Below are 18,631 nucleotides of genomic sequence, written 5' to 3'. Positions count from 1 at the left end.
TAGTGAAAAGATGAAGAAAAATGAATGTTTTTGGCGGAATGGAGAGGAAGAGCTAAAATAATGTCTGAAAACATACATAGAAGAAGTTTGTTATAATAACTGAGGAAAAGAAATTGGTAGGAACACGGAGGTACACATGAAGCGATTTAAAGGTATTATCATTTCAATTATTGCAATTCTTTCTCTTTTGGTAGCGGTATATGAAGTACTTGTGCCAGAGGAGACAAGTACTAAAAAAACAACTACGTATGATCAAATTCTAGAGTTCCCGAAAGAACGATATCCAGAGACCGGGAAACATATAACGGATGCTATAAAAGAAGGACATTCGGAAATGTGCACAATTGATCGTAATGGTGCAGCGGATAGAAGGAAATTATCATTAGCGCCATATCCGACGAAGAAAGGTTATGATCGTGATGAATGGCCGATGGCGATGTGTAAGGAAGGCGGAAAAGGAGCTCATATTGAATATATAAGTCCAGCAGATAACCGCGGTGCAGGTTCTTGGGTAGGGAATAAGCTAGACAAATATCCAGATGGTACGCGTGTGAAATTTGAAGTGAAATAGTAATTGGCATACATTTCATAGTGGAGGAGAGGGATAGTTATGGAATTAACAATTTCATATTCGCAATTAATGATAATGAACTATGATGGTCAGCAGCCTTATGTAGATTGGACTCCTGAAGATTTTGAAAGAGGCTATGCTGAGGTGGATGGAGCTATTATTTTTGAAGCAATCTCTGACTATACTTGTGAAGTGGAAGTTACTTGTGGAAATCATATTGAGAAAGAAGAAGTGGTTAGAACGATATCAGTTCCTTTCACAGTGAAGAATGAAGAAGTATATATAACAAGTATTCTTTCTAATAAATATCATATTCCTATTCCGAACGGGGAATATATGATAGTCTTACAGGCAACTCCTCTTGAAGAGCCATCAGACGATGAATTGTATAAAGTACAATACGACTTCTATTTTGAGAGTGTAGAATAAAAAAACGTGTTATCCTTTTTGAAGGATAACACGTTTTTTATTATGCGTTTGTTTTTAGGAGAGAACGAGCGTCTTTTGCTGCCTGAACCATGTGCTCTAAAGCAGGTATAACTTCCTCAGTTCTTCGTGTTTTTAAACCACAGTCTGGATTAATCCAGAAATATTTAGGGTCACATACTTGTAAAGATTGTTCTACGATTGTGAACATTTCATCTTTACTTGGGACACGTGGGCTATGAATATCATATACCCCTAGACCAATTCCTTTTTCATATGTTGTATGCTTTAATGTATTAATAAATTCTCCATGACTTCTTGAGGTTTCGATAGAAATAACATCTGCGTCTAACGCTCGAATTGCATCTACAATATCTTCGAAGTTACTATAACACATATGAGTATGAATTTGTGTTTCATTTTCTACAGAAGATGTTGCTAAAAGGAATGATTGAACTGCCCATGTAATGTATGCATCCCAATCTTTTTCTTTTAACGGCATACCTTCACGAAGTGCAGGTTCATCGACTTGGATTACTCTAATTCCGGAAGATTCAAGTAATTCAATTTCATGACGAAGTGCTAATGCAATTTGATATGAAACTTCTTTTCTTGAAATATCATTTCGAACGAATGACCAATTTAAAATAGTGACAGGTCCAGTTAGCATACCTTTTACTACTTTCTCTGTTAAGCTTTGTGCATATACAGTTTCTTTAATAGTCATTCCACTTATAAAGGCAACATCACCATAAATAACAGGTGGTTTTACGCAACGAGAACCGTATGATTGTACCCATCCATTTTTAGTAAAGGAGAAACCAGCAAGTCTTTCTCCAAAATATTCCACCATGTCAGTTCTTTCGAATTCACCATGTACTAGTACATCAAGACCAATATCTTCTTGGTAACGAATCCACTTTGCAGTTTCTTTTTCAATGAATTGATTATATTGTTCATTTGTAATATCGCCGTTACGCCACTGTTTACGTGTTTGACGAACTTCAGATGTTTGCGGGAAGCTACCAATAGTTGTTGTTGGTAACAAAGGTAATTGTAAAGCTACTTGCTGTAGTTCATATCGTTTTTCAAATGGAAGAGGACGTGAGAAATCATCTTCTTTAAGTGATGTACGTGCCACTTTTACATCTTCACGATTACGTGCAGCTGATGAGCGGATTGCATGATGTGCATTACGATATGTTGTTAAATCGCTACTGATGCTTTCTACACCTTTAGTAAGAGCAGAATGGATAAGGACTAGTTCTTCTAATTTTTGATTAGCAAATGCAAGTGCATCAAATAATTCACTTGTTAAGTGCGTTTCTTCCGTTTTATCAATTGGAGTATGCAATAAGCTACAAGAAGGTTGAACAATTAAACCTTTTGCTGTGATTTGATTTTGTAATGTTGTAAATAAAGAAAGTACATCATCAAGATCAGCTCTCCAAATGTTACGGCCATCTATACAACCGATAGCTAAAATTTTATCAGCTGGGAATCCGTATTTTGAAATAGCATTTACATTACCTTCTTTGCCATGAACAAAGTCTAATCCAATACCGGAAACAGGGAATGTAATAATTTCTTCATAGTTCTCTTCTACACTATCAAAATATGTTTGTAGAAGAAGATTAGCATTTGGAACCTCTTTATGAATAGCTTCGTAAAGTTCTTTCGCTTGATTAATTTCATCTTTTGTTAAAGATGCGAAGATTGGTTCGTCAACTTGAATAATTTGTGCTCCAGCTGCGTGTAATTCAGAGAATAGTTGTACATAAGGTGCAACTAGCTCTTTTAAAATAGTGGCAAATTGCTCTTCGTTATAACCTTTTGCTAGTTTTAGGAATGTATAAGGGCCTAAAATAACTGGTTTTCCATCAATGCCTAACTCTTTTTTCGCTTCTTCATATAAACGAAGAGGACGATTGTCTTTTAAAGAGATTTGTAATCCTTCTTCATATTCAGGAACAATGTAATGATAGTTTGTGTTAAACCATTTTGTCATTTCAGAAGCAACGTGATCTTTAGAGCCGCGTGCCATTGCAAAATATACATCAAGGTAAGAGGTAAACTCTGAAAAACGTGACGGGATGAATCCTAACATGTAGGCCGTATCCAGAACGTGGTCATAATATGTAAAATCGCCAACTGGAATTAATTCAATTCCCTTTTCTTGCTGTACTTTGACGTGTTGAAGGCGAATTTCTTTCATTGTCGTTAAAAATTGTTCTTCATCAATTTTATTGGACCAAAAAGCTTCCAATGTTTTTTTCCACTCTCGTTGTAGTCCGATACGTGGATAACCTAAGTTACTTGTTTGAATTGCCATTTTAAATTCCTCCCTAATTGAAAGTAAGCATTTCCGTTTACTCGGAAATACCTATAACAAAAAGCATAAAGGCATAGAAAAATAAGCCTTCCTTTTTGTTCTTAACACCTCATCATCATCCGTGAGTCTATCAGTGTTGTTAAAATAGGCAGGTATCCTGACTTATGCTTCATATAATTTCTTTCACCTTCCCGTTTTCACAGTGGCACAAAAAAGAAATCTCAGCATTTACAGTGGCGGGACCGTGTTGGAGTTTCACCAAACTTCCCTTTTAAACACGAAGTGAAATATTCGTGTACCTATTTTCCTTTTGAAAGGAATTTAACAAGCGATATGATATTGAAACAAATTCTAACACAATTTTCGGAATTTTGTCCACTGTTTTAAAATAAGAAAATTCTAAAGTTTTTATTTCTTTTTATTCGGAAGATTAAGTTTTTTTGATGTTTATTTATTATTAAAATGAGGGTATTTTGAGTTGCGAGGAATAATTATAGTGTTAAGTTTTTTTAGAAGAGGAGGCACCTCTTCTAGAAAAACTTAATCATTATCTACACCTATTTCTGAAAGACGACTTACAGCAGCATCTTGTAAGAGTGTGTTTAGCCAACGTAACTCAACGTTAATATGCTCAATTACGCTTTGTAGAATATATAGTTGAGCACGAGGGACTAGTTGTTTGTTATGATCGTATATCGTTTGCATTGTATGTAAATATAGCATTGTATCATCTCTCTTTTTTTCCAAAATAGGAACTAGTTCTTGTTCGTCGCTAAAGTGAGCGAAAGAGAGCGCAGAATAAATAGGTTTATATATTTGATTTTTCGCTTCAAATTGTTTTAATAATAAAGTGTGGAAAAGGGCTTTTCCTTCTCCTGTTATATGGAAGATTTTTTTATCTGGTCTATTCGTATCTCGAACAATATGGGTAACACTAATCGCACCTTGTTTTTCTAATTGCTCGAAGGCATAGTATAGCGATCCTTTGGCATATTTAATATAACAATCCATTTGTCGTTCTTTCATTATATGTTGAACTTCATATGGATGCTTATCTCCTTCGAGTAACAAGCCGAGAATGACTAACTTCATGCTCATGCTGTCTCAACTCCTGTATATAGAAACTTTATATATATTATAAACGGTATATCCTCTTTCATAAAGGGATATACCGTTTCATTTTTCTATATTAGCTTACTTGTTTTTGTTTTTGCTTCGTTTTCGGACCTGTTAAAAGACGTTCATTTCCCATAAATAAAATACAAATTATACTTAGTACAGCTGGGATAAGTGCCCAGAAAAATGTATTGGCAATAGATGTTGCAAGAGCATCCTTAATACCACTCAGTACTTCAGGAGGTAGTTTGTCAGCGGCATTTGGTGATAATAAAAAGCTTGTGTCTCCACCTTTAGGAGCCATTTTTGCTAGTTCAGGTGGGAAGACTGCTTTTAATTTATCAGTGAAAACATGATTTTGAATTGTACCGAAAATCGTTACACCAAGGGTCATTCCAAGTGAACGGAAGAATGAGTTCGTTGATGTAGCAGAACCGCGATCTCTCATTTCTAGTTTGTGGATAGATGCCATACTTAAAACTGAGAAGGAGAATCCAACTCCAAGTCCAGCAAGCACCATAAACGTTGTTACAAGTGTACGAGGTGTTTCCATTGTTAAAGTACTTAGTAAATAAATACCAAGAACGAAGAACACTCCGGATGCTATCATGATGTTACGATAACTTGTTCGTGAAGCTAATTGTCCGCCAGCTTGACTTCCGATTACAGATCCTACCATCATAGGTGTCAAAATCAATCCAGCATTTGAGGCTGAACCACCGAGAACACCTTGAACGAAGATTGGAATATAAACTGTACAGATGATAAAAGCGGCGCCATAGAAAAAGGCAACACCTTGGCTAGCTGCAAATAAAGGTTTTTTAAATAAATGGAAAGAAATAATAGGCTCTGTTGCGTTTCTTTCTACGAAGAAGAAGATAATAAGCGTAGTAACAACAGTTGAAAATAAACCAATAATCACATTAGAGTCCCATGCATATTCTTTACCGCCAAGTTCCAGGGCAAACATTAAGCAAACGATACTAACGACAAGTGTAATAGCACCAGCCCAGTCAATTTTTTGTTTTCGGTATTCTAGAGACTCGTTGTAGTATTTAGTAATGAAGAAGAAGGAAATAAGTCCTAATGGAATATTAATATAGAAGACCCAGTGCCAGCTTATATAATCTGTAATGTAAGCACCTAATAAAGGCCCGAAAACACTGGATGTTCCGAAAACAGCACCAAATAGACCTGTCATTTTCCCTCGTTTTTCAGGTGGGAATATATCATACATAATTGTAAATGCGATAGGCATCAGAGCGCCACCGCCAATTCCTTGAATGGCTCTATAAATACTTAGTTGTTCAATACTTGTTGCTGTCCCGCAAAGTGCAGAACCGAATAAGAAAAGAATTAGTCCACCAATAAAAAAGCGTTTCCGTCCGTACATATCAGATAGCTTACCGAAAATAGGCATACCGGCCATTGTTGCTACCATATATGCAGATGTGACCCAAACGAATTTGTCGAACCCTCCTAAGTCTCCAACGATTGTTGCCATCGCAGTTGCGACTATTGTGTTATCCATTGCTGCCATGAGAATACCAAGTAGTAAACCAGCAACAACAAATTTTGTTTTACTTGCTTCGTTTTTTGATAGTTGTGCTTCCAAAAGTAGCCCTCCTTTAATAAAAATTACACTAACTTAAGTTTTTAGATGCAGTGCATGAAAAATCTTTGTGTGTAGTTTGTTTCATTTCCTCTTTATTTATAAAAATTGAGCCTACATGATATAAAGAATGGAAATCATAGATTATATTATAGTCAAATTTGACTAAAAGGCAAATGTTTTCTATCGCCAAATTATTTTATCCCGCTTTAACTGCCCGTTAAAGCCCGATTGGTGAAAGCTAATAATCAGTGGGGGATGGACACCCCACTGATTAAAGTTTCACTTTATTATATTGACCAAAAGAGAGAGGTAAGACTTTATTTTGTTATGTAGTCAAGGAAGGAAATTGTAAAAAAATATTTAATAAAGTATAACCTGTGTCAACCTATTAAAAATGGTTTTTTCTTTATATTGTCGAATAGGATAAAAGGAAAAGAAAAATTTAATATGGTTTGTAACAAGCTAAATATTTTTTCTAAGTGTAGTTTATTGCATCGAGAGGCAGAATACAGTTGTATAGATGATATATCTGGAATGAGGTGAATATATTATGAAAATATGGAAACGAATTTCGGATCAAGGAAGGTATTCTATACCGCTACAGCCGGTTTTGTGGATTGATGGTTCTAAAAAGGACACGGAAGCATCCGATGTAGCAGTCACATTGCAAATCCGTAGTATGTATAAAGAAAAATTTTCGTATGAGATGATCTATGATGTTAATGACATACTAATTATTCGACTTGAAGTTGAAAATAAAGGCGTTGAAATGATTTCGCGAGTAGTTGTAAGTCATATGATTCGTGATTATTTCGCGTATATCCCAAACTCTTTAAAAGCAGATAAGGGAATAAGTGAGTTTTTATTTCAGCTTGTAAGGTGGCGAATCGATAATTTATCACCGAATGAAAAGGTAGAATTAATTTGTCAAATAAAAGCAAATAAAGATAAAGCTCCTCCCAATTCATTATTTCAGGCTACATATACATTTCAATATAAAGGTGTATCATATGGACCGCTACAAACAAATGAAGTGGTTGTGAGAAAATGATAAGAAGGAACCTGTGCGAAAGGTTCCTTCTTTAATGAAGATTGTGCTTCTTGAGTAATTTCTTTTGTTCCACTCCCTTTTTTCCAATATAGTTATTTTTGTATCCAAAATATAGAATGAATAGAAATGAAATAACATTTACTATAGCGTCAATTTGATCGTTTGTAATGAAGTTTATTCCGAAAGAGTTAAATAGTAATTTTAATGATAACAAAAAGCCAGCTAGTAAGCGCATAATATCTAATAGATTTTCTTTTTGAGGCATATAGGTCACTCCTTCCTAAAAACGATATATAGTATATATATGAAATAAAATAGAAAAGGTATACAAGCTTAAGTAGAAATGTACATTAAATATGTACATTTTTTATTTTATAGAAAAACATTATTGTTATAGAAACATATATTGGTATAAAAGGGGGAGAGTATGAAACATAAAGGGAAAATTAGTGGATTATTACTTGGGAACACAGTTGCGGTTACAGAATGGATTGCACTTCAGGATGTAATTGCTAAGCTAGATTCGCGATCATTTTTAACCGTCTTTATTATTTATATATTGCAAATGATACTAAGCTATTATTTTGGACATTGGTACGATAAAAGAACGAATACGCGTGTAAATATTGAAATAGGAGGAATGACAAATAACGATTTTGTCGTTGATTTTTTTGGAAAAGTAGCTGCTTTATCAGAAAGAGATTCTCGTAATATTACAGTGTATATTCTTTCCGTAAAAGAATGGGATGTATTAAAAGACACAGTGCAAGAAAAAAAGTTAGATGAGCTAGTCCAAAGAGTAGAACGTACAATTGTAAAGACAGTTCGAAAAGGTGATGTAGTTACGAGGTGGGATGAAAATAAATATGTTATCGTAGCTGTTGATAATGGCTATGAAAAGTCAACAATAACAAGTCGATTGATCAAAAATATTCAAAATGAAATAGCGAATGATTTATTAAGTGTCACACTATTATTTGGGGCTGCAAGTTATCCTATAGAAGGGAAAACTTTTGAAGATTTGTTTAGAAAGGCACAAAATCAATTGTATAATTATAGAAACTTGCAAAGTCATGAATGAAACTTTGATTTGAAGAAGTATGATATAAAGAATTTTTTGTAACATTTTTTTGTCTTTTGTTACAAGAAAACTTTTTTTTGTAACAAAAGTCTTTAAAAATATATGAAATCAGCATATAATTGTGTGTGGATGTGTCAATGCATTTTGCACAATGTTTTCAGTTTAAAAGTGTAGAGGAAAACATGCTCTACACTTTTCCTTTTTAAGAAATTAAAAGAATCTTTGTAAGAGTTGCGAGGTCCCCTTTGCAATATGTAAAATGGACAAAGAGGTTATTTGATAGAAAGTGAGAAAGGGAATGATAGACGTGAGAGGTCAACGATCATCTTTTATCAGGTGAAACATTATAGTGTTTCTTGCAGTAGGTAAGATTAAGGTAAATACCTTTATGTTTTAAGACATTACATAATTTCAAGTGCGAAAATTGTACAAGCAGTATAAATAATTATTGATGATCTTCGTAAAAAAGATGCGAGCGTGAAATAGATAAAGAAGTTACATGTTTTTCATGGGATTTTTGGCACGATGGTCGTTTATTAATAGGAGGAAAAGATGTTGAAATATAATAAATTAGCAATTGTAACTGCATTATCAATGACTTTACTAGCTGGTTGTTTCGGCCCAAAACCAGAAGAGGAGCTATATGTTGCATTTGAAAATGCTGCCAAGCAAGAAAAAACAATGTTTGAAGATGCGAAAAAATTAGAGTCATTAGAGAAAGAGGGGCAAGTATTATATAATCAAATTGTCCAAGAAGGAAAAGATAATAATCAGGCTGTTAAGGATAAGCTTGATCAAGCGGTGAAAAATACAGCTGAGCGAGAAAAAGTTATTATTAAAGAAAAAGAGGCGTTAAATAAAGCGCAAGAAGAAGTGAAGTCAGCCGATAAGCATGTGAAGAAAATTGAAGATAATAAATTAAAAGCCCAGGCGGATAAAGTAAAGAGTACTTATGAGAAACGACATGATTCATTCCAAAAGATGTACGATAGCTATAATAAATCTTTAAAGCAAGAAAAAGAATTATATACAATGCTACAAGATAAAGGTACAAAATTAAAAGATATTAGCGAGAAAGTAAAGTTAGTAAACCAAGCATATAAAGATATTGAGACAGAAAAAGATAAGTTTAATGAATATACGAAATCATATAATACAGAAAAAGTTGCATTCTATAAACAAGCGAATATTAAAATTAAGGAAGATAAAAAATAAAACAGTTTGGCCTAATATGGGCCAAACTGTTTTATTTTTTTGTATAGGTACGGCTATACCATGGAACTGCTTCGCTTAATTTTTTTTCTTGTTTTAATGCTTCAGGACCAATATAATCTTGAAGTGTTTTTTTTGCTATTGTTAAAGATAAGGTTGTTTTCGGATTTCGATAGGAGGATTCAAGGTGACCAAGATGCGGTAGGGTGCGAAAATCATCTTTCGTAGGAGGGATATGGAAAAAATAATCACCTAAACGTATAAGAACATCGGATTGTTGTTGACTAAAACGTGGATTTCTAGAAAAATGTAATCCTTCTTTGATAGCCTTTTTTTCAGTAATTAAGCGTTCTAAAGCAGTCTTTTTTAACCAATATAAGTACTTAGGGTTAGTTGCAGCTTTAGCATGACGATTCACAACGAAAATAGATTGAGCTAGTCTATTAATAGAATGTTGATTATGTAATTGAGATTGGGGTTGTGAAGGTTTCATATTGAATCTCCTTTCAATTTTTCCTTATTATAGCATAAATAAAATGGGTTTTTATTATATGCAAAAAGTAATTGTATATATTTTCAATATTAAAGCAATATTGTTATAAAAAACAACTATTTTGTATAATAGTGATAGAATATGTTTCAGAAATTTGATAATGAAAGAGTGAGAAGTTTGAAAGAAATATTAAAACTACAATATGCCATTATAGACATTGGTTCTAATACAATGCGCTTAGTTATTTATGAAAAACAAAGCGGGGGTTTTTATAAAGAGATTGAAAATACGAAAGTGGTCGCTAGGTTAAGAAATTATTTAGTAAATGGTGTATTAAGTGAAGAAGGAATAGAAGTATTATTACAAACATTATTTCAATTTCAAGAAAGTACACGATTCCATAAGCTGCATCATGTACTTTGTGTTGCAACGGCAACAATTAGACAGGCTGAGAATCAAGAGGAAATTAAAAAACTTGTTGAAGGGCAAACAGATTTTACTCTTAGAGCTTTATCAGAATATGAAGAAGCACGTTACGGTTATTTAGCAGTTATGAATTCCACTTCATTTTCAGAAGGAATTACAGTTGATATTGGTGGGGGGAGTACAGAAGTTACATACTTTCGAAATAGAGAAATTTTAGAATACTATAGCTTTCCTTTTGGAGCACTTTCTTTAAAGCAACAATTTATTCAAGATGATATTCCTACTACAGAGGAGTTAGATGAGATTAGAAGGTATTTATGGTATCAATTCCGAACGCTACCATGGTTAATTGATAAAAAATTGCCTCTTATCGCAATTGGGGGTAGTGCGAGGAACATGGCGAAAATCCACCAAAATTTAATTTGTTATCCTATAGCTGGATTACACTTATACAAAATGAAAGAAGACGATATTAAAAATGTAAAAGATGAATTAAAACAATTATCATTCATAGACCTTCAAAAATTAGAAGGGTTAGCAAAAGATCGAGCAGACACAATTATCCCAGCGGTCGAAGTATTTCATATGCTTGTTAACGTTATAGAGGCATCGGCTTTTGTATTGAGTAAAAAAGGATTAAGAGAAGGTGTTTTCTATGAAGAATTAACGAAAGATTTGGGGATCTCATATTATCCGAACGTAGTAGAAGAGAGTTTGCATTTATTGTCATATGAATACGAATTAGACATGGGATTTGTCATTCAACTTATTAAACAAGGGACATTAATCTGCAAACAACTTGAAGGAGCTGGACTCATTTCTATGTCAGCGAAAGACTGGAGAATATTCCATCAAGCAGCGAAAGTATTTAATATTGGAAAATATATAGATGAAGAAGCGAGCCGCTTACATACATTTTACTTACTAGCGAACAAAACAATTGATGGTATGATGCATAAAGATCGAGTTAGATTAGCGCTTATAGCTTCTTATAAATCAAAAATGTTATTTAAACAACATTTGGCACTGTTTGAAGGATGGTTTGATAAAAGTGAACAAAAGAAAATTCGATTATTAGGGGCTGTATTACAATTTTCGGCTGCTTTAAATATACGACAAAGATCGCTTGTTGAAACAATATATATAACGGAAAGTAAAGAAGGTTTAACATTCAGGATTTTATGTGAAGAATCGGCATTGGCGGAAAAAGTTCAAGCGGAAAAACAAAAAAAACAACTTGAAAGAGTATTAAAAACGAATATTAACTTAGTATTCGAATTGAAATGTTAGGTTGTACGGATGTCTTTACAAAAAAATAACACTTTGGAATATTGTAATTTGATAAAATAAAAGTAATTAAATTATATTAAAAAAGTTTCAAAGGGAAGTGTGAAGCGAATGGAATTACTAAAGGGGAATTTAGTAAATTTAAATGATACAGCGTATTATAATAATCGTGAATTAAGCTGGCTAGCATTTAATGAACGTGTACTACAAGAAGCGCAAGATGAAAATAATCCACTATTAGAAAGACTAAAGTTTATTAGTATTTTTAGTTCGAATTTAGATGAATTTTTTATGGTGCGCGTAGCAGGTTTGAAAGATCAAGTAAGTGCGGGATTTAATCAGCCAGAAAATAAAGCAGGTTTAACACCAAAGAAACAGTTAAATAAGATTGCGATAAAATCGCATGAGTTGATGACTGTGCAGTATGAAACGTTTAAAAATTATGTATTGCCAGCGCTTGAACTAGAGGGGATTGAGCGTTTAACATTCCATGATTTGACGAAAGAGCAAAGGGAATTTATCGAGGAGTATTTTGATGAACAAATATTTCCGGTTTTAACCCCTGTATCTATTGATGCGTATCGTCCATTTCCAATGTTATTAAATAAAAGTTTGAATTTAGCTACTATTTTATATGATGAGCAACAGGCGGAGGAAGAAAATCGTACGAAGTTAGGAATTGTACAAGTGCCTTCATTACTGGAGCGTTTCATATTTTTACCGAGTGAAGGGCAAAAACATAAATTTATTTTATTAGAAGATGTAATTAGTGGTTTTACTCATAAACTATTCACAGGATATAACGTATCACCTGTTACTCGTTTCCGTATTACACGTAATGCGGATTTAACGATCCATGAAGAAGGTGCACGCGATTTATTAAAAGTAATTGAAAAAGAATTGAAAAAGCGTAAGTGGGGAGCTGCCGTTCGTTTAGAAGTTGGTAAAGAACACATTGATGAAAGAGTGTTAGCGTTATTGTATGATGTGTTAGAAGTAAAAGATGAAGATGTGTACATGATGGATGGACCGTTAGATTTAACATGTTTATTCTCCTTATATAAAAAATTAGCGCCTTTATATGAACATCTAGTATATCCGGCTCTTATTCCTCAACCTCCTCAAGATTTAGGTGATGAGGAAGATGTATTTGAAAAAGCGATAGAACATGATATTTTATTACACCATCCCTTTGAGTCGTTTCAGCCAGTCGTTGATTTTGTCCGTGATGCGGCAGATGACTCGAATGTACTTGCGATCAAACAAACATTATATCGTGTAAGTGGAGATTCTCCAATAATTCAGGCGCTGAAGGTAGCAGCTGAAAAAGGAAAACAAGTGACGGTATTGGTTGAGTTAAAGGCAAGGTTTGATGAAGAGAATAATGTTCATTGGGCTAAAGAATTGGAACAGGCCGGATGTCACGTTATTTACGGAGTAAGTCACTTGAAAACGCATAGTAAAATTACGTTAGTTGTAAGAAGAAGAAACGGAAAAATTGAAAGGTTTGTACATCTTGGAACCGGAAATTATAATGATGCAACAGCGAAGTTGTATACCGATTTTGGATATATTACATCGCGAAAAGACTTTGGTGTAGATGCAACAAATTTCTTTAATTATTTGAGTGGTTATACAAAAAAACCGCATTTTCATCATTTATCTGTTGCTCCGTTTGATATAAGAGAGCAGTTTATGGAGTTAATAGATGAGGAAATCCGTTATCATAGACAATATGGAAATGGATATATTATCGCTAAAATGAATTCGTTAACAGATAAACCGTTAATAAAAAAAATGTATGAAGCATCACAAGCTGGGGTAAGGGTAGAGCTCATCGTTAGAGGGACATGTTGTTTAAGACCTGGGATTCCGAATGTAAGTGAAAATATTCGTGTAGTTAGTGTTGTTGGAAGATATTTAGAACATAGTCGTATTTATTATTTCCATCATAATGGAGATGAAAAAATATATTTATCTTCAGCTGATTTGATGACGCGAAATATGGAAAAACGAGTAGAAATATCTTTCCCAATTTTAGATATTGAAATGAAAGCGAGAATAAAGGCAATTTTACAGCTGGTTTTAGCTGATAATGTGAAAACACGTGAACAAAATAAAGATGGTGACTATTATTATATAATTAATAGTAGTATAGAAGAAATTGATAGCCAAGTGAATTTATTTAAGATGGCGTATCAAAATACAGACGCTGAATAGTGTGAAAAAAGTAAAAACCTCTTATTGAATTTAAGAGGTTTTTACTTTTTTTCTCTACTCATATATTCTCAAAATGGAAGGATGAGTAGAGAGAATAGTTTTTATTATAGGCGTGTGATGAGTCGGTTCGTTGAGAGAAAAACGTTAGAAGAATGGTTGGTTTAAATTAATAATAGTATGGTTGTTGACAAGGCCCTCCGTAACAAGGAAAAGGTGCTGGTGGTGGGAAAGGCGGTGGATAAGGCGGATAAAACGGTCTAGGCCCGAAAGCTAATGCTCCGCCTAGCAATCCTCCAGCAATTCCAGCTAGAAATGGAACACCGAAAAATGGAAAGAAGCGTGAGTCGCCTGCTGGGCCAAAAGGTGCTGAACGAACTGGGATCGGTTGATAATATGGATACATGAACAAACCTCCTTTACTGGACTCATTTTTATCATATGGTGGACCAAGCGTGGATGAGCGCGTACAAGGAAGGATATGTAAGGAAATAGGCGAATTGTTACGAATGTTGTAGGATGAAGAGTGTAATTTCAGGTTTTGACATAAAGCGGAATGGGACACGTGTTCTTCCAATACCTCGATTGACATAGAGAGTCAAACCTTGAATGTTATAGAAACCTTCAATGTATTCTTTTGCAAGCGACGGGGTAATAATAGCACCTAAAAAAGGAATTTGTACTTGTCCGCCATGGCTATGACCAGAAAGTTGAAGATTGATTGGATATGTAGCGATTTGTGGCGCGATATCTGGTTCGTGAACGAGAACAATTGTATAAATATTTTGTTTTGCATGTTGTAAAGTTTCCGCTATTTTTGGTTTACCCAGTAGCATATCATCGAGTCCGAAAATAGAAATTTCACTATTATCCAGTAAACGAATTCGCTTTTCGCTATTTTGCAAAAGTTCAAATCCAGATTCGCGCATGATGTGATCATAGTATTCAGTTCCATATCCGCCATGGTCGTGGTTACCATAAATAGAAAATTTACCGAAGGGTGCCTGTATATTCTTTAAAATGGATGCAACAAAAGAAGCCTCGGTATATGTTTGGTAATCATCAATGAGATCACCAGTAAAAAGGACAATATCTGGATTTTCAGCATTAATCTTGGAAACGATTTGAGATAAATGTTGGAGAGAGAAATAGTATCCTAGATGTAAATCGCTAAATTGAAGGATCTTCATACCATGAAAACCTTTTGGTATGAGCGGTGATTTAAGTGTGTGTTGCGTAAAAGAAAGCAAATAGGGCTCTATATATTTAGCATAATAATAGCCGATACTTGCGGTTATAAATGAATATAGACAAGTGCGTATTCCAGATTTCAAAAAATTTCTTCTTGTAATTTTCTTCATATACAGGTTACTCAAATCTCCCTTCAGTTTTTTTAAAATATATTTTAAATACTAAAAAAGTAGTATAGATTACGAAAAAAATGAACGAAAAGAACCCCCTTTACGTTAAAATATCAGAAAAATTGAAAAATATAAAGATTTCTATCAAATAAAGTGATAAAATGAATGTGTATTCATTTTTTTGGAGGGGATGTATGTGAAAGAGAAGGTAGTTATTATAACAGGTGGATCAAGTGGAATGGGAAAAGGGATGGCGATTCGTTTTGCGAAAGAAGGGGCACGTGTTGTTATTACAGGGCGTACAAAAGAAAAGCTAGAAGAAGCAAAGTTAGAAATTGAACAGTTTCCAGGGCAAGTATTATCTGTACAAATGGATGTACGAAATACTGATGATATTCAAAAAATGATTGAACATATTGATGAGAAGTTTGGAAGAATTGATATTTTAATAAATAATGCAGCTGGAAACTTTATTTGTCCAGCAGAGGACTTATCTGTGAATGGCTGGAATTCGGTAATTAATATTGTATTAAATGGTACATTTTATTTTAGTCAGGCTATTGGGAAATATTGGATTGAGAAAGGTATAAAAGGAAATATTATTAACATGGTGGCAACATATGCATGGGATGCAGGCCCAGGGGTTATCCATTCGGCAGCAGCTAAAGCTGGTGTATTAGCGATGACAAAAACTCTTGCTGTTGAGTGGGGACGTAAATATGGAATACGAGTTAACGCTATCGCACCAGGACCAATTGAACGTACAGGTGGTGCCGATAAATTATGGATTTCAGAAGAAATGGCTAAGCGTACATTGCAAAGTGTTCCACTTGGTAGAATGGGTACACCAGAAGAAATTGCGGGTCTAGCTTATTATTTATGTTCAGATGAAGCTGCATACATAAATGGAACTTGTATGACAATGGATGGTGGCCAGCATTTGCATCAATATCCATTTTAAAAGGGATGAAAAAACGAATGATTTATTCATTTCTTTGTGGTAAAATATGACGAAATTGTGACACTTAAAAGAAATGTGTTTACAAGAGGGGATATATACGTTATATTTAAGACCTCTTTTTTCTTCATAGTAGAATTGCTAATTCCCCTTAGCATTTTACCCCTCTAATCCCTTCAGGAAAACTGAAGGGATTTTTTATTATTTTTCCGTAAATATCGTGTTATAATTTTTGAAAAGTAAAGGGAGGGAAGCACGTTGATAGATGCATTAGATGTAATGAGTAACTTGGATAAAGTCCTTCCTTATTATCAAGCTATTTTTAGTGCTGATGAGCATACAGTAATTGGATATGAAGTTGTAGGACGTATTCAAACAGAAGAGGGCATACAAAGTTTAGCATCTTTCTTCCATGATGATTCTATTCCGAGTGAGTTCCAACTTGAAGCGGATAACATCATCGTAGAAAAAGCGTTAAATAGGTATTTAAAAACGGATCAAAAATTATTATTATTTATACATCGGAATGCTAATGTATTAATGAATGATGAAGATGAAAGTTTACTTCAACTTTTGCTGATGTATGAAGAACAAGGTTTGAACTTACAACGCATTGTTCTGGAAATAACAGAACATGAATGTAAAGAAGATATAGAACAATTTAATCATTTACTCATGTATTATCGTACATATGGTATTCAAATTTCGATTAATAAAGTCGGAACGGGTACAAGTAATTTAGAGCGTATTAGCGTGTTAGCACCGGATATTTTAAAAGTAGATTTAACAAATTTAAGGCAAACTGCACTTTTACAATCTTATCAAGATATTTTATATTCCTTATCTTTACTTGCTAGAAGAATTGGTGCGACATTGTTATATGAAGAAATTGATGCTTTTTATCAACTACAATATGCTTGGAAAAACGGTGGTAGATATTATCAAGGTAATTATTTGAAAGAATGTTTACCTGATTTTATTGAAACGAATGTTTTAAAAGAGCGACTTGGTAATGAATGTCATCAATTTATTCTGCATGAGAAGAAGAAGTTGCAAAAAATTTATAATTTAACAGAGATGTTACGTGATCGAATTGGTGATGTTCTGTCAAAACAAAAAAAGAATGAAGATATAAATGATTGGTTATTACAATTTAGCCAAAGCATATCACAATATAGTTTTCGGATATTTATTTGTAATGAAGATGGTTTTCAACAATCGGGTAATGTTATGAAAAAAGATGGTGGATGGATCATTATGCCAGAGTATTATATGAAGAACTGGAGCTGGCGCCCGTATTTTCTAGAAAATATAATGAAAATGCGTTTTGAGAATAAGGCAAGACTTTCAGATTTATATGCTGATATCGAAACTGGTGAAATGGTACGAACATTTTCATTCCCGATTGATGATGAAAACTTTTTATTTATAGATTTATCGTACGAATATTTATATGAAGAAGATGTTTTATTTTAATGCACGAAGAGATTCGTGTATTTTTTTGTTTGTTTTTATCATAAATTGGTAATAGTGAAAATGATGATGAAAATGCTGTCTATCGTTGTAAAGATTTTACGAACGAAATCATCCCTTTCTTTGCATAATCATTGTTACAATGAATACTACAAAGACAAGCTCTTTTAAAAGGAAGGTGAAAAAATGAAGAAATATGGAATATGGTTTGTTCTATTTATATGTGTTGCCTTTCTAGTTGGCTATAGTGTCACAACTGTTTTAGGAAAAGAAGAAGTGAAGGTGGATCGGAAAGAAGTGTTTACAACGATACAAAAAGGTTATGAGACGCAATTTTCAATCCGCGGGAAGCAAATACCTATGAATAAGATGATAGAGACGTTATCACCATATTTTACAAATAATTTCCTTCAAGTTTTTACAGATGAAAACAGTAGAAATGAAAAACAAAGTGGTGAATATTTACTTCCAGCAAAAGAAGCTCCGTTTTCTTTTAATTCAGAAACAAAAATGTCTTATGATGAAGAACATAAAAATTTATATGTCTATGAGCGGACAAAGAGTGGACAATATCAAATTGTGACATTGCAAAAGGATAATGGAAAATGGAAATTAGCAGGGTATCATGAAAGTCAGGAACTGTTGACTGAAATAAAAAGGTTACAACAATTATGAGAATAGGAATAGGTGTCGCCTATTCCTATTCTATACCGAGTAGCTGTTGTAATTTTTCAATTTGAAAACCTGCCACAACTTCTTCGTCAATTACAACTGTTGGAGTTGAATAGGATTCATAGTCATATAAAAGACGATTGCGTGCAGCAGCGTCTTTTTTTATGTCAAATTCTTCATATACAACGTTATTATGTTTTAAAAATTCTTTTACAATGGTACAAGGTGGACAATCAGGTTGTGTATAAACCTCAATTTTTTTCATTGTAATTCCTCCCTTTTTCTGTTGTTTATTATATTCTGCCAGTATAAAAAGCGCAATAAAGAAGTAAAAAGATGC

18 protein-coding genes and 1 riboswitch are annotated in these 18,631 nt (G+C 33.6%); of the genes, 10 read left to right on the top strand and 8 right to left on the bottom strand.

The window, feature by feature from the left end; translation table 11 throughout:
• Positions 1-136: 136 nt before the first annotated feature.
• Positions 137-571 carry a DNA-entry nuclease gene (gene nucA / locus I6L50_RS25855; protein ID WP_219303455.1) on the top strand — a complete coding sequence of 145 codons (435 nt, stop codon included), beginning with the start codon at positions 137-139 and terminating at the stop codon, positions 569-571.
• Positions 572-610: 39 nt separating this feature from the next.
• Positions 611-1,000 (top strand): competence protein ComJ, encoded by a 390-nt coding sequence (comJ, locus tag I6L50_RS25850; RefSeq protein WP_002088359.1) that lies wholly within the window; start codon positions 611-613, stop codon positions 998-1,000.
• Positions 1,001-1,040: 40 nt separating this feature from the next.
• Here comJ and metE read toward each other — a convergent pair whose 3' ends face one another.
• The 3 genes from metE to I6L50_RS25835 all read right to left on the bottom strand — a co-directional run bounded on the left by metE (position 1,041) and on the right by I6L50_RS25835 (position 6,060).
• Positions 1,041-3,329, bottom strand: a complete 2,289-nt coding sequence (gene metE, locus I6L50_RS25845) for a 5-methyltetrahydropteroyltriglutamate--homocysteine S-methyltransferase (RefSeq protein WP_219303454.1) — start codon at positions 3,327-3,329, stop codon at positions 1,041-1,043.
• Positions 3,330-3,459: 130 nt separating this feature from the next.
• Positions 3,460-3,647: riboswitch (cobalamin riboswitch) on the bottom strand.
• A gap of 222 nt (positions 3,648-3,869) precedes the next feature.
• A complete protein-coding gene (locus I6L50_RS25840; protein ID WP_219303453.1) occupies positions 3,870-4,427 on the bottom strand; it encodes a PadR family transcriptional regulator in 558 nt (185 codons plus the stop codon).
• Positions 4,428-4,518: 91 nt separating this feature from the next.
• The gene (locus tag I6L50_RS25835) at positions 4,519-6,060 is read right to left on the bottom strand and encodes an MDR family MFS transporter (protein WP_219303452.1); all 1,542 of its coding nucleotides are present in this window, start codon (positions 6,058-6,060) and stop codon (positions 4,519-4,521) included.
• 550 nt (positions 6,061-6,610) lie between these two features.
• Here I6L50_RS25835 and I6L50_RS25830 point away from each other — a divergent pair.
• On the top strand, positions 6,611-7,111 hold the full coding sequence (locus I6L50_RS25830) for a hypothetical protein (RefSeq protein ID WP_002033821.1): 501 nt from the start codon (positions 6,611-6,613) through the stop codon (positions 7,109-7,111).
• A 31-nt stretch (positions 7,112-7,142) separates the two neighbouring features.
• On the opposite strand, the gene I6L50_RS25825 is transcribed toward I6L50_RS25830, so the two are convergent.
• Positions 7,143-7,376: a phage holin gene (locus I6L50_RS25825; RefSeq protein WP_002014824.1), complete on the bottom strand. Its 234-nt coding sequence runs from the start codon at positions 7,374-7,376 to the stop codon at positions 7,143-7,145.
• A gap of 162 nt (positions 7,377-7,538) precedes the next feature.
• On the opposite strand from I6L50_RS25825, the gene I6L50_RS25820 reads away from it, so the two are divergent.
• Together I6L50_RS25820 and I6L50_RS25815 are read left to right on the top strand one after the other, a co-directional pair.
• Positions 7,539-8,192: a diguanylate cyclase domain-containing protein gene (locus tag I6L50_RS25820; protein WP_219303451.1), complete on the top strand. Its 654-nt coding sequence runs from the start codon at positions 7,539-7,541 to the stop codon at positions 8,190-8,192.
• A 552-nt stretch (positions 8,193-8,744) separates the two neighbouring features.
• Complete coding sequence (locus I6L50_RS25815; protein ID WP_219303450.1) at positions 8,745-9,407, top strand: YkyA family protein; 663 nt, start codon at positions 8,745-8,747, stop codon at positions 9,405-9,407.
• 31 nt (positions 9,408-9,438) lie between these two features.
• Here I6L50_RS25815 and I6L50_RS25810 read toward each other — a convergent pair whose 3' ends face one another.
• Positions 9,439-9,897, bottom strand: coding sequence for a YkyB family protein (locus I6L50_RS25810; RefSeq protein ID WP_002066920.1), 459 nt, complete (start codon positions 9,895-9,897; stop codon positions 9,439-9,441).
• 141 nt (positions 9,898-10,038) lie between these two features.
• On the opposite strand from I6L50_RS25810, the gene I6L50_RS25805 reads away from it, so the two are divergent.
• Positions 10,039-11,613, top strand: a complete 1,575-nt coding sequence (locus tag I6L50_RS25805) for a Ppx/GppA family phosphatase (RefSeq protein WP_219303449.1) — start codon at positions 10,039-10,041, stop codon at positions 11,611-11,613.
• 108 nt (positions 11,614-11,721) lie between these two features.
• Positions 11,722-13,830: a polyphosphate kinase gene (locus I6L50_RS25800; RefSeq protein WP_002014829.1), complete on the top strand. Its 2,109-nt coding sequence runs from the start codon at positions 11,722-11,724 to the stop codon at positions 13,828-13,830.
• Between the two features lie 166 nt (positions 13,831-13,996).
• On the opposite strand, the gene I6L50_RS25795 is transcribed toward I6L50_RS25800, so the two are convergent.
• On the bottom strand, positions 13,997-14,233 hold the full coding sequence (locus tag I6L50_RS25795; RefSeq protein WP_002014830.1) for a hypothetical protein: 237 nt from the start codon (positions 14,231-14,233) through the stop codon (positions 13,997-13,999).
• Between the two features lie 97 nt (positions 14,234-14,330).
• Complete coding sequence (locus tag I6L50_RS25790; protein ID WP_219303448.1) at positions 14,331-15,188, bottom strand: metallophosphoesterase; 858 nt, start codon at positions 15,186-15,188, stop codon at positions 14,331-14,333.
• 196 nt (positions 15,189-15,384) lie between these two features.
• Here I6L50_RS25790 and fadH point away from each other — a divergent pair, with 196 nt between their 5' ends.
• The 3 genes from fadH (at position 15,385) to I6L50_RS25775 (ending at position 18,294) form a co-directional block, all read left to right on the top strand.
• Entirely contained in the window at positions 15,385-16,149 is a 765-nt protein-coding gene (fadH, locus tag I6L50_RS25785) for a 2,4-dienoyl-CoA reductase (RefSeq protein WP_219303447.1), read from the top strand.
• A 255-nt stretch (positions 16,150-16,404) separates the two neighbouring features.
• Positions 16,405-17,622: an EAL domain-containing protein gene (locus I6L50_RS25780; protein ID WP_219303446.1), complete on the top strand. Its 1,218-nt coding sequence runs from the start codon at positions 16,405-16,407 to the stop codon at positions 17,620-17,622.
• 183 nt (positions 17,623-17,805) lie between these two features.
• Positions 17,806-18,294, top strand: a complete 489-nt coding sequence (locus tag I6L50_RS25775; protein ID WP_002014834.1) for a DUF3993 domain-containing protein — start codon at positions 17,806-17,808, stop codon at positions 18,292-18,294.
• 25 nt (positions 18,295-18,319) lie between these two features.
• Here I6L50_RS25775 and I6L50_RS25770 read toward each other — a convergent pair whose 3' ends face one another.
• Positions 18,320-18,556, bottom strand: coding sequence for a glutaredoxin domain-containing protein (locus I6L50_RS25770; protein WP_002014835.1), 237 nt, complete (start codon positions 18,554-18,556; stop codon positions 18,320-18,322).
• Between the last annotated feature and the right edge of the window lie 75 nt (positions 18,557-18,631).

This window comes from Bacillus sp. FDAARGOS_1420, from assembly GCF_019344915.1.
Lineage (GTDB): Bacteria > Bacillota > Bacilli > Bacillales > Bacillaceae_G > Bacillus_A > Bacillus_A mycoides.
This window is presented reverse-complemented; position numbering and strand designations above follow the sequence as displayed.

Coding starts and splice junctions, on each gene's coding strand:
- nucA (WP_219303455.1), top strand. CDS start 137: ATGAAGCGATTTAAAGGTATTATCATTTCAATTATTGCAATTCTTTCT.
- comJ (WP_002088359.1), top strand. CDS start 611: ATGGAATTAACAATTTCATATTCGCAATTAATGATAATGAACTATGAT.
- metE (WP_219303454.1), bottom strand. CDS start 3,329: ATGGCAATTCAAACAAGTAACTTAGGTTATCCACGTATCGGACTACAA.
- I6L50_RS25840 (WP_219303453.1), bottom strand. CDS start 4,427: ATGAGCATGAAGTTAGTCATTCTCGGCTTGTTACTCGAAGGAGATAAG.
- I6L50_RS25830 (WP_002033821.1), top strand. CDS start 6,611: ATGAAAATATGGAAACGAATTTCGGATCAAGGAAGGTATTCTATACCG.
- I6L50_RS25825 (WP_002014824.1), bottom strand. CDS start 7,376: ATGCCTCAAAAAGAAAATCTATTAGATATTATGCGCTTACTAGCTGGC.
- I6L50_RS25820 (WP_219303451.1), top strand. CDS start 7,539: ATGAAACATAAAGGGAAAATTAGTGGATTATTACTTGGGAACACAGTT.
- I6L50_RS25815 (WP_219303450.1), top strand. CDS start 8,745: ATGTTGAAATATAATAAATTAGCAATTGTAACTGCATTATCAATGACT.
- I6L50_RS25810 (WP_002066920.1), bottom strand. CDS start 9,897: ATGAAACCTTCACAACCCCAATCTCAATTACATAATCAACATTCTATT.
- I6L50_RS25805 (WP_219303449.1), top strand. CDS start 10,039: ATGTTTCAGAAATTTGATAATGAAAGAGTGAGAAGTTTGAAAGAAATA.
- I6L50_RS25800 (WP_002014829.1), top strand. CDS start 11,722: ATGGAATTACTAAAGGGGAATTTAGTAAATTTAAATGATACAGCGTAT.
- I6L50_RS25795 (WP_002014830.1), bottom strand. CDS start 14,233: ATGTATCCATATTATCAACCGATCCCAGTTCGTTCAGCACCTTTTGGC.
- I6L50_RS25790 (WP_219303448.1), bottom strand. CDS start 15,188: ATGAAGAAAATTACAAGAAGAAATTTTTTGAAATCTGGAATACGCACT.
- I6L50_RS25775 (WP_002014834.1), top strand. CDS start 17,806: ATGAAGAAATATGGAATATGGTTTGTTCTATTTATATGTGTTGCCTTT.
- I6L50_RS25770 (WP_002014835.1), bottom strand. CDS start 18,556: ATGAAAAAAATTGAGGTTTATACACAACCTGATTGTCCACCTTGTACC.